5 protein-coding genes are annotated in these 12,448 nt (G+C 68.3%); all 5 read left to right on the top strand.

Features of this window, described 5'->3' with window-relative positions; all coding sequences use genetic code 11:
• The first annotated feature begins 19 nt into the window (after positions 1–19).
• Entirely contained in the window at positions 20–811 is a 792-nt protein-coding gene (locus AB0F68_RS19570; protein WP_357340069.1) for a DUF4184 family protein, read from the top strand.
• A 381-nt stretch (positions 812–1,192) separates the two neighbouring features.
• Entirely contained in the window at positions 1,193–1,831 is a 639-nt protein-coding gene (locus AB0F68_RS19565; protein ID WP_357340066.1) for a L,D-transpeptidase family protein, read from the top strand.
• 37 nt (positions 1,832–1,868) lie between these two features.
• Positions 1,869–2,801, top strand: coding sequence for a rhomboid family intramembrane serine protease (locus tag AB0F68_RS19560; RefSeq protein WP_357340064.1), 933 nt, complete (start codon positions 1,869–1,871; stop codon positions 2,799–2,801).
• A 75-nt stretch (positions 2,802–2,876) separates the two neighbouring features.
• A complete protein-coding gene (locus AB0F68_RS19555) occupies positions 2,877–3,659 on the top strand; it encodes a trypsin-like serine protease (RefSeq protein ID WP_357340057.1) in 783 nt (260 codons plus the stop codon).
• Between the two features lie 169 nt (positions 3,660–3,828).
• Positions 3,829–12,396: a DNRLRE domain-containing protein gene (locus AB0F68_RS19550; protein ID WP_357340055.1), complete on the top strand. Its 8,568-nt coding sequence runs from the start codon at positions 3,829–3,831 to the stop codon at positions 12,394–12,396.
• Positions 12,397–12,448: the final 52 nt, after the last annotated feature.

Here is a 12,448-nt window from a genome sequence, read left to right as displayed (position 1 = left end):
GGCGGGTAACGTCCCAGGCGTGCCGCTGACCTTCCCGTCGCACCTGGCGCCGGTGCTGCCGCTGAAGCTCTGGCGCCCGCACTGGTTCGACGGGGTGGCGCTGGCCACCGGCGCGGTCGCGCCGGACGTGGGCTACCTGTTCACCGGCACCGGGCTCGCGCTCGGGCTGCGCACGCACACCGTCGGCGGGCTGCTCTGGTGGTGCCTGCCGGTCGCCCTGGGCTACGCCTGGATCGTCCGCCGGGTGATCGCCGGGATCGCCGTGCACCTGCCCGGCCAGCGGCTGTTCGGCTGGCCCGACCACGCCGCGCTGGCCGGCGTGCGGCACCCCTGGCAGGTCACCGTCTGCTCGGCGCTGATCGGGGCGTTCAGCCACGTCGCCTGGGACCGGATCACCCACAGCGACCGGTGGCCGCGCCTGCTCGGCATCGCCGACTTCCACGCGCTGACCGGCCTCTACTGGTGGCAGGTGGCCGACGTGGCGGGCACCTTCGGCGGCGGATTGCTGGTCGCCGCCCTGGCGCTGCGCGCCGCCCGCCGGCGTGAGATCTTCGACGGTGTCCGGCCGCCGGCGCCGCCGGCCCGGCCGGGCGTGTTCTGGGGGGTGGCCCTGGCGGTCACCGGGCTCGGGGCGCTGCTGCTGCCGGGCCTGCCGGCGGCCACCGTTCCGGCCCCCGCCGGGGTGCGCCTGCTGCACCTCGCGGCGGTCGCGATGATCGCCGGGGCGGCCGCGGCCGGGGCCCTGAACAGGCCTCCGCCGGACGCCGGGCGTGGTTATCGCCTCGACGACAAACAGCGCTGGTCCGGCTGACCCTGTTACGCCGACATGCCGTATTTCAACGTTGGTATCAATCACATTCTCCCGGGCCCGCCGAACCTTGTCCGGCCTGCGAGAACCTGCCTAACCTGAGCCCGCGCCCACGACTCTTCGGGGTGAGTCGGGGGCGCGCCGAAGTCCGGTAGTTGGGCACCGTGGAGCTGAGTGCAGGCGGGCCGGCTCGCCGTGTATGAGCCCGGCGTTGGCGGCGTGCCACGCCTGCCGCGCTCGCAACGGCGAAGACCGCTACCACGCCGGACGGCTGGGGGTCAGGACCGGGGAGTTGCGGACCCGGTCCTGACCCGTCCGGCCACCTCTCGAAGATCACCCGGGCGGGGCGGTGCGGACCACCGGCGACGTGCGAGGATCCTCCGCGTGAAGCCGTCGAGGGCCGCCCGGTTGACCTCCCTGCCACCGCACACGGGGCAGGTCGTCATCGTCACCGGCGAGGGTTGGCGCACCACCCACGCCACCCTGCAGACGTACGAGCGCGCCGGCGGCGACTGGCGGCCGGCCCTGCCTGCGCTGCCGGCCCGGATCGGCGCCGACGGGTTCAGCGACCGTCACGTCGAGGGCGTGCCGACCACCCCGACCGGCGTCTACGCCATCGGCCCCACCATCTACGGCATCGCCGCGGACCCGGGGGTGCGCCACCCCTACCACCGGGTGGCCGTCGACGACTGGTGGAACGCCGAGCCTGACTCCCCGCACTACAACAGCTTCCAGCGGTCCGCCGAGCCGTTGGGCGGCCAGAGCGAGGCGCTGTGGCGGGAGGACCCGGCGTACACCCATTTCGCCGTGATCAGCTACAACATGCCGCCGACCGTCCCGGCCCCGGTGCCGCACGCCGGCAGCGGCATCTTCCTGCACCAGTTCAGCCGCGCCGAGGGCAACCCGACGGCAGGCTGCGTGAGCCTCGCCCACGAGCACCTGGTCGCGGTGCTCACCTGGCTCGACCCCGAGGCGGCGCCGCACGTCGTGCTCAGCCCCGCCGAGCGGCTCGACCGCTACTGACCCCCCCGCCCCACGAGCCAGCCAGGACCGCATTCCGATGGACACGATCAGCACCGGCCAGTCGCCCGCCGAGAACGCCGCCAGCACCTGCTACCGACACCCCAAGCGGGAGACGCTGCTGCGCTGCGCCCGCTGCGACCGCCACATCTGCCCCGACTGCATGCGCGAGGCGCCGGTCGGCCACCGCTGCCCCGAGTGCGTCCGGGCGGACAACCGCACCGTCCGCCAGGCCCGCACGGTCTTCGGCGGCCGGCTGGTCACCCGCCCGCTGGTGACGTACGCGCTGGTCGCCCTCATCGTGCTGGCGTACCTGGTCGAGCTGGTCCATCCGGCGGTCCTCGACCAGTTCGACAGCTTGGGCACCGGGCTGGTCGACGACGCCGGCCAGCGCTACGTCGACGACGGCGTCGCCCGCCCCGGGTACGAGGCGATCGGGGTCGCGCACGGCGAGTGGTACCGCCTGATCACCTCGTCCTTCCTGCACCTGCTGCCCACCCAGGGCGCGCTCGGCATTCTGCACATCGCGTTCAACCTGTGGTGGCTGTGGCTGCTCGGCCGGGTGATCGAGGAGCGGCTGGGCCACGCCCGGTTCCTCGCGGTCTACCTGCTGTCCGCGCTCGGCGGGGGAGTGCTGGGGTTCCTGGTCGACCCGCACCAGGCGGCCGTCGGCGCCTCCGGCGCGATCTACGGCCTGGCCGGCTGCTACTTCATCCTCACCCGACGGTTGCACCACCACCCGATCGACCCCAACCGGGTGATCATCCCGTTCTTGATCTGGATGGTGTTCTCCGCCGGCTGGACGTCGTGGGAGGGGCACCTGGGCGGCCTGCTGGCCGGTGGTGTCGTCGGCCTTGGGCTCGCTTACGCGCCGGCGAAGCGGCGGACCGCCGTGCAGGTGGCGGTCACCGTGGTCGTCGCCGTGCTGCTCCTCGCGCTGGTGGTGCTGAAGTCGCTCGACCTCACCAGCTGACAGGGCCGGGACCCGGCACATGGAAGTAGCTCGACGATAGCTGGCACCGTATCGGCCCTTCCTACCGTTCCCCGTATGAATCGTTCGTCCGGCCTTGCGCGGGTCCTCCGGGCCAGCGCCGCCACCGCACTTCTCGGCCTGTCCGCCGTGCTGACCGTCCCCGGCACCGCCCACGCCGTCGCCAACGGGACCGACGTCGCCGAGGGGCAGTACCAGTTCTCCACCAAGCTCACCATGACCAACATCCCGCGTGCCGACGGCACCACGTACGACAGCGCGTGCTCCGGGGCGCTCGTCGCCCCGCAGTGGGTGATCACCGCGGGCCACTGCTTCCACGACACCTCCGGCGCCCGGGTCAGCGGTGCGGTGCCGTACGCGACGACGGCCACCCTGGGCCGCGCCGACCTGTCCGCCACCACCGGGCACGTCGTCGACGTGGTGGAGGTCCGGCAGGCGTCCCGGCAGGACGTGGCGCTCGTCAAGCTGGCCACCCCGATCACCGACGTCGCGCCGCTCCCGGTGAGCACCACCGCACCCAGGACTGGCACCATCCTGCGGTTGACCGGCTGGGGCGCCACCGGTTCGGTCGACGCCACTCCGACCACGCGCCTGCAGACCGGTCAGTTCAAGATCAACCGGATCGCCGGCTCCGCCGTCATGGTCGTCGGTTACGCCCCGGCGGCGAACACCAGCGCCTGCCTGTGGGACTCCGGCGCGCCGTATTTCGTCGAGAACGCCGACGGCACCGAGGCGCTGGTGTCGGTGGAGTCCGACGGGCCGGCGTGCCCGCACTCCCAGGAGGAGACCACCGAGCGGGTCGACCGCCTTGCCGACTGGATCCACCAGACCGCAGCCTGACCCTCCGCCCGAACGACGCCGGTGGCGACCTCGCCACCGGCGTCGTTTCCGTTCGTACGCCCAAGTCGGCGCTCCGACCCACCGTGACGTATCGGAAACATAGCTGCGCGTGTATGCCTCGTCCCTAGTTTCCTACCCACATGTTTCACGAGGACGGGGAGGACGACGGGTGAGACAGAGATTGCGGGGGCCACTGGTGGTGGCCCTGGTGCTGGCCCTGGTGGCCACGCTCGGCGGGATGGAGGTGCTCCGCCGATCCGCGCCGGAGCGGTCGTCGACCGCCTCGTCCGGCAAGGAGGAGAGCTTCCTGGACCGGCTCGGCCGGGGCGCGCGGCAGTTGGTCGACGGCGGCCGGGCCAAGGCGCCGGCCGAGGGGGTCCGCGCCGGCCTGTACATGGCGCAGAAGCTTCCCACCGGTGTACGCAAGAAGCCCGCCAAGCGGGTGAAGGAGCTGACCGGGCGGCGGACCGCCACCACGCGGGTCTTCGCGATGTCCGACGGCCGGCTCCAGGCGGAGATCTCCGCCGCGCCGCGCCACTACCGGGACGCCAAGGGCACCTGGCAGCCGATCGACACCACCGTCTCGCCCTCGACGGCGGCCGGTTTCGCCGCCGCCAACACCACCAACACGTTCCGCAGCCGGTTCGGTGCCTCCACGGCGAAGCTGACCCGCTTCGAGCTCGACGGTGAGCAGGTCACCCTCGGCCTGGCCGGCGCGCCGCGCACGGTGAAGCCGGTGCTGACCGGCCACACCGCCACCTACCCCGGCATCGCCAACGGCGTCGACCTCGCGTACGACGTGACCGCCACCGCGCTCAAGGAGCGCCTGGTGCTGCGCGACGCGTCCGCCACCGCCGCGATGACCTTCACCCTCGACGCGGGCCGGCTCAAGGTCTCCCAGCGCGAGGACGGCGCGATCGAGTTCCGGTCCCCGCTGGACAACCGGGTGCTGCTGGTCATGCCGGCCCCGTTCATGTACGACGCCAAGGCTGACAAGTCGTCGCCGTACGGCTTCGCCTACAGCCTCAAGGTGACCCAGAAGCTGCGGGCCGAGGGTGGCCGGTGGGCGATCGACGTGGCCGCCGACAAGGACTGGCTCGCCGACCCGAAGCGGGTCTGGCCGGTCACCGTCGACCCCACCATCAAGATCCAGCCGAGCGGGAGCAACGCCGTCGACGCGATGGTCACCCAGGACACCCCGGCGCAACCCTTCGGCAACCTCTGGCGGCTTTCGGTGGGCACCACCACGGCCGGCGCCTCGCGCGCCCTGGTCCGGTTCGCGCTGGACGCGATCCCGGCCAACACCACGGTCGACTCGGCGTCGCTGCAGATGTACTACGACACCAGTCACACGACCGACGCGTACGACGTCCCGATGGAGGTCCGCGAGGTCACCAAGGACTGGGACGAGACGGTCACCTGGAACGGCATCAACGCCGAGATGGGTGCCGGTGCCGCCACGGTGACGATGGTCGACGACACCGACACTGGCCAGGTCGCGGCAAAGGGCGCCTGGCCGGCCTCCACCAGCAGCCTCACCAAGGACGCCGTCAAGGGGACGTACCTCGTCAACAACGACGCGGTGCTGGGGGACACCTACACCTGGATGCCCACCGTCCCCGAGGATGGCGACTACACCGTCGAGGCACACTACGTCCCGGCCACCGACCGCAACGCGAACACGGTCTACAACGTCACCTACGGCGACGGTACCGTCGCCAGCAAGACGATCAGCCAGAAGCAGCCCACCAACGCCGACTGGGCCAGCCTGGGCACGTACCCGTTCAAGGCCGGCACCGTCGGCCGGGTCGTGCTGACCGACGCCAACTCCGGCAGCAACGCGGCGGTGATCGCCGACGCGGTCCGGCTGACGAAGTCCGGTGGGCTGAAGAAGTCCAACGAGACCAACGTCTGGCACAGCTTCGCCGCCACCAACCTGGTCCAGAAGTGGCTCAACGACTCGACCAGCAACCACGGCTTCATGATCAAGGCCGTGGACGAGGCCCGGCTGGGCCACGGCGGCCCACGCTACGAGTCGGGTGAGGACCTCTTCAACGGCGAGACCCAGAACATGCCGAAGCTGGTTGTCACCTACGGCAACCCCGGCGTCGTCCTCGACCCGCCGGGCACCCTGTACCCCACGGGCGCCGCGCTGCGCTGGTCGAGCTACTCCGGCGGGGACATCGCCGAGTACCAGGTGCACCGGTCGACCACGCCGAACTTCACCCCGACCGCGGCCACCCTGGTCGCGCCGGTGAACAAGGCGGTCACGTCGTACACCGACACCACCGCCACGCCGACCCCGGCGACCTCCACGGACCCGTACGCGCAGACGTACTACTACCAGGTGGCGGTCAAGACCACCGGTGGCGCGCTGGTGCCGTCCGCGGCCCAGGTCGCCAAGCTGCCCAAGTCCGGCCAGGTGGTGCAGACCATCCCGGCCGGCGCGGACGTCGTGCTCTCCTCCACCAAGCCGGACGCCAACTTCGACACGCTGGCCGGCAAGCCGCAGCTGATGGTGGGCAACAACTCCGCCACTTACGGCTACACCCGGTCGCTGATGCGCTTCGACACCTCGTCCATCCCGGCGAACGCGAAGGTGCTCTCCAGCTCCCTGAACGTGTGGGGCTTCAGCACCGTCATCGGCACCTCGCAGGTGTCGACCTACCAGGCGTACCCGCTGAACACCGGGTTCGACCCGGCCGTGGCGACCTGGAAGAAGGCGACCAGCACCACCAACTGGACCGTCGCCGGCGGTGACTACGCGACGACGCCCATGGCCGCGGTGGGCCCCTTCGGCGTCGACGACCCGCCGCAGTGGCGGCGCTGGACGGTCAAGGACTCGGTGCAGAACTGGGTCACCAGCCCGGGCACGAACAAGGGTTTCCTGGTCAAGTACGCCGACGAGGCCGGCCGGCTGAAGGAGGACAGCCTCTTCCTGTCCAGCGAGGGCACCGAGCCGCTGCGCCCGCAGTTGCAGGTCGTCTACACCCAGCCGGACGCCGCGCAGACCTACTACGCGCCGACCACCCCGTCGACCATGACCACCGACGGCACCTACAGCGTCCCGGTCACCATCGCCAACACGACGTCCGCCACCTGGCTCAAGAGCGACTGGGCGCTGTCGTACAGCTGGACGCTGCCGGACGGCTCGCCGGTCCCGACGGCCGGGACCTCGCTGCGGACGCCGCTGCCCGTGGACGTGGTGCCGATCGGTCAGACCGGCACGAGCAGCGTGGACGTCACCGCCCAGGTGAAGGCCCCAGCAACCGGTGCCGACGGCAACCGGCGCAACAACTACACGCTGAAGTGGGAGCTGAGCAAGGCCGACGGCACCAAGTTGACCGGAGTCGGTGCGCTGGCGCAGGACATCGCGGTGGAGGAGCCCACCTCCGACCAGTTGGGCCTGGAGAAGTTCTACTCGTACGCGGGCAAGAACACCGGCGCCGGCGGCACCCTGATGAACAACCTGTTCGCCGGCAACAGCGTCTGGTCGTACGACGCGTTGAGCAACCCGTCGCGGGGCCTGTCCACGTTCGTGCGGTTGTCCTACAACTCGCTGGACACCTCGGACTCCGCAGCCGGCTTCGGCTGGTCGCTGCAGGCGTCGTCGATGATGCGCCTGGGCACCCCGCTGGACTTCCACCCGAACCCGAACCCGAGGACGGTCACCCTCACCGACGGTGACGGCACCGCCCACCGCTTCACCCTGAACGACCAGACGGGAGAGTGGATCAGCCCGAAGGGCGTGCACCTCTACCTGCAGAAGGTCACCAGCCTCGACTGCAAGCCGAACACCGACGAGCCGCGGGCCTGGCGGCTGACGAAGCCGGACCGGACGCAGTTCTACTACGACTGTGAGGGCTTCCTCACCAGCACCGTCGACAACAACGGCAACGAGATGTCCTTCGCCTACGAGGAGCGGCGGTCGAACAACAAGCCGACCAAGTTCCTGAAGTACATCACCGACCCGGCCGGCCGGACGACGCTGACCCTGGACTACTACGCCAAGGGGCAGACGTACGACTACATCGACGACACCACCTGGGCCAAGGTTCGGGCCACGGGCGGCCTGACCAACCCCAAAATCATCGACCACGTCTCGCAGATCACCGACATCTCCGGGCGGAAGCTGACCTTCACCTACACCGACAAGGGTCTGCTGGGCGAAATGATCGACGGTGCCGGGTCGACCAACGGCGCGCCGAAGACGTTCACGTTCGCCTACGACATGACCCAGGGCAACAAGAACGTCAAGCTGGTCAAGATCACGGACCCGCGGGCCAACGCCGCCAAGTCCTCCTACGCCACCAAGCTGGAGTACAACTACCCGAAGACCGGCGACGACCCGAAGTTCCACTGGACCACCAAGTCCTACACCGACCGGCTCGACAAACTGACCCAGTTCGGCTACGTCGACCCGGACGGGCCGCAGGGCACCAAGATCGATGCCACGGTGACCGACGCGGAGAACCACGCGACGGCGTACCGGATGGACGAATTCGGCCGCCCGTACCAGACCACCAACGCCAAGAACCAGGTCACGACGCTGGGCTGGGACGACGACCACAACGTCACCACGCTCACCGAGGACAACGGCGCGGTGTCGAGCTGGAAGTATGACCCGAAGACCGGCTATCCGACGGAGATCAAGGACGCGGAGGCGGTCAAGAACGGCTGGCCGGGCACGACGCTGACCTACCAGTACCAGCTGGGCGGCTATGTCGCCGACCTGGTCAGCAAGACCAGCCCGAAGGGCCGCAAGTCAACCTTCGGCTATGAGGCCGACGGTGACCTGTCCTGGGTTGTCGACCCGATCGGCAACACCACGACCGACCCGGACGACTACAAGACCACATACACGTACGACGCCTGGGGTCAGATGCTGACGGCGACCGACGCCAACGGCAACACCACGGGGTACAACGGCTTCGACCCGAACGGCTACCCCCAGACCATCACGGACGCCGACCAGAAGCAGACGAAGTTCGTTTACGACGTACGTGGCCAGGTCCTCAAGGTGACCGACGCGCTTACCCACGACACCACGCAGACGTACGACACGTTCGGCCGTCCGCTGGAGAACAAGGTCGCGAAGGACCAGCTCGGCGATGACTGGATCACCACCCCGGCACCGACGTACGACGCGAACGACAACGTCACGGAGTCGACAGCGCCGAACGCCGCCGTCACCACGGCCTACTACGACGAAGCCGACCAGCTCAAATGGACCAAGGCGCCGGTGGATGTCGCGGGCGACCCGGAGCGGAAGGCGTCGTTCACCTACGACAAGGTCGGCAACCTGCTGACTACCACCGAGCCCAAGGGCAACCTTTCGCCGGATGTCGGTGACTACGCCACCACCAACGGCTACGACGAGATCTACCAGCTCACCAGCGTCACCAACGCCAAGGGTGACAAGATCACCTACGAGTACGACAACGTCGGCAACGTCGTCACCGTGGTCGACCCGCGCAAGAACGCGACGGCCGACACCGCCGACTACACCACCAAGCTGGCGTACGACCAGGCGCACCGGGTCACCAAGAGCACGGACGCGCTCGGCAAGTCCACCAGCAGCACCTACGACCGTGACGGCCTGGTCACGGCCACCATCGACCAGCTCGGCAACACCACCGAGGTCACGCTCGACCCGCGTGGCAAGCCGTCCGAGGTCAAGGTGCCGCACAAGAACGACAACGGCACCATCACCTACCGCACCACAAGGTACGAGTACGACGAGGTCGGCAATCAGACCAAGGTGATCACCCCCCGCGGCGTGGCCACCGACCTGGATGCGAACGACTTCGCCACGGTCACCGTCTACGACAAGCTCAACCGGGTCAAGGAGACCCAGAGCGCGTACGACCAGGACGACAGCCGTTACAAGACGGCGGATGTCACCACCTACCAGTACGACGCCGTGGGTCGCCTGACGACTCTGTCGGCGCCCCCGTCGGCCGGGCAGACGGACCGCAACAACACCACGTACACCTACTACGACAACGGCTGGACGAAGTCCTCGTCCGACCCGTGGGACATCGTCACCTCGTACGACTACAACGACCTGGGTGCCCAGACCGAGCGAACGGTCACCTCGGCCGGCGGGTCGTCGAACCGGACGATGATCTGGTCGTACTTCCCGGACGGCAAGCTCAAGTCCCGCTCGGACGAGGGCGTGCCGGTCGGCAAGCAGGTCGTCCTGGTGGACAACTCCGAGTTCAACAACGCGTCGGCGACCGGGACCTGGACCGTCGCGAGTTCGGCCGCCGGCGAGTACGGCACCAACTACGCGACCCGCCCCGCCGGGACCGGTTCGAACACGTTCACCTGGCAACTCAACGTGCCGCAGTCCGGCACGTACGAGGTCTTCGCCCGCTACCCGCAGGTCACCGGCGCGGCGATCGACGCGAAGTACACGGTGAGCCACGGCGGCGGCAGCACCCCGAAGACGGTCAACCAGAGCACCAACACCGGGACCTGGGTGAGCCTCGGCTCGTACAGCTTCACAGAGGGCAACAGCCACAAGGTGTCGCTGTCCGACCAGGCGACCGGCACGGTCGTCGCGGACGCCGTGAAGCTCGTCCGCGACAACACAGGTGAGGCGGACAACGAGAAGCACGACTACCACTACCGCTACGACCCGAACGGCAACCTGGAAAAAATCACGGACGCCTCTCCGGGCGCCCGGGTGGACGACTACTCGGTCGTCTATACCGGACTGAACCAGGTGAAGACGGTCACGGAGAGCAAGTCCGGGACGGTCACCAACGCCACCTCGTTCAGCTACAACGAGAACAGCGCACCGCTGACCACCACCCACGACAAGCAGTACGCCGGCTACACCTACGACCCGCGCGACCTGGTGTCGGAGGTGGTGAACGGCAAGTCCGCCACGGACTCGGGCAGCAAGACCACCACCTTCACCTACACCGACCGTGGCGAGAAGCTGAAGGAAACCAAGGGCAACGGCAACACCGTCGACTACACGTACTACCTCGACGGGCTGCTGAACACCCAGGTCGAGAAGAAGCCCAACGCGACGGTGGTGTCGGAGCACACCTACACCTACGACCTGAACGGCAACCGCACCCGCGATGCCGCCAGGAAGATGAACGCCGACAACCACTCGGCGTACCTCAGCACCACCAGCACCTACACCTACGACCCGCGGGACCGCCTGGCCACCCTGACGAAGATCGGGGACGGCGCCGGCCTGGAAACCTACATCCACGACGCCAACAGCAACGTCATCGAGCAGACCCTCAAGGGCACCACGACGACGTTCAACTACGACCGGAACCGGCTCCTCACCGCCAGTGCGGGTGGCGCGACCTCGTCGTACAACTACGACCCGTTCGGGCGCCTCGACACGGTGACCGCCGCGGGCACGGTTCTCGAGCGCAATGTCTATGACGGGTTCGACCACGTCATCGAGAACCGCAAGAACAACGGCACGAGCACGTCGACGACGAAGTACACGTACGACCCGCTGGACCGGACCGCCACCAAGACGACCGACGCCGGTGGCGCGAAGGAAAAGACCACCACGTTCAACTACCTCGGCCTGTCGAGCGAGGTGCTGGACGAGGAGGTCGCCGGCAAGCTGACCAAGTCGTACCAGTACTCGCCGTGGGGTCAGCGCCTGTCCCAGATCACGCACAAGGACGACGGGACCCAGGAGAACGCCTACTACGGCTACGACCCGCACACCGATGTCGAGCAGCTGACCGACGACACCGGCGACACGAAGGCCACCTACGGATACACCGCGTACGGCAAGAACGACGACGCCCAGTTCACGGGTATCGACAAGCCCGACGCGGCCGATCCGACAAAGGAGCCGTACAACGCGTACCGGTTCAACGCCAAGCGGTGGGACCAGAGCTCCGAGTCGTACGACATGGGCTTCCGTGACTACAGCCCCGGCCTGAACCGGTTCCTGTCCCGAGACAGCTACAACGGCGCCTTGGCCGACATGAACCTCGGCCTCGACCCGTGGAACAACAGCCGCTATTCCTTCGCCGGCGGGAACCCGATCAGCAATGTAGAAGTTGACGGCCACATCTGGATCAACGATGGCGGCGGGTCATACGTACCGCCATCGGACGACGGGGAGTCGGACAGCAGCTGGTGGAGCAAGCTGAAGGACGGTCTGGACGACCTTGACGCCAAGACCGTGGACAACCCGGACTGGGCGCTCCACGACGTGTACGAGGGCTGGAAGTCCTTTGAGGTGAAGGCCGAGTCGATCGTCGGCATCAAGGACGCGGATGATTGCAGCCAAAATCCGAACGTGGAGAGCTGCGCCTGGGCTGCCGCAGCGGCTCTGCCGTTCGGAGCTGGTCGAGCGGCAAGGGGCCTCCGTGCGGTCCGGGCGGCGGACGAGGTAGCCCAACTGGAACGCGCGGTTGTTAAGACGCCCGGGCTTCTGAGCCGGAGCTGGGACCGAGCTGCGCAACACCTGGCAGGAATGGCTATCGCCGTTGGGCGTGGGGTCAAGGCGATCGCCAAGGTGCCCGGCAGGATCTCGAGGAAAATCGACGAATTTGGCTTCAAGTATCCGCGGGTTGGTGCTGGCCTGGCGAAGGGAGTGGCTTGGTCCAAGCATGGCGCCAACGTGGGGAAGAAGGTCGGTGACTTCATACCCAAGGTGGGTCGGGAGACTGGCATGGCGGCAGGCGGAAGTATAGGCTTCGTTGCTGGCTTTACCTGGGGATTCATTAAGGGGTTTTAGGATGCTCAACGAGAGTAGGTGGACGCACAGTGTCTGACCAGGCTCGACTGGT

Source organism: Micromonospora sp. NPDC023966 (assembly GCF_040639095.1).
Classification (GTDB): domain Bacteria; phylum Actinomycetota; class Actinomycetes; order Mycobacteriales; family Micromonosporaceae; genus Micromonospora.
Note: the sequence above shows the minus strand (reverse complement) of the source record. Positions and strands in the feature narration are given on the sequence as shown.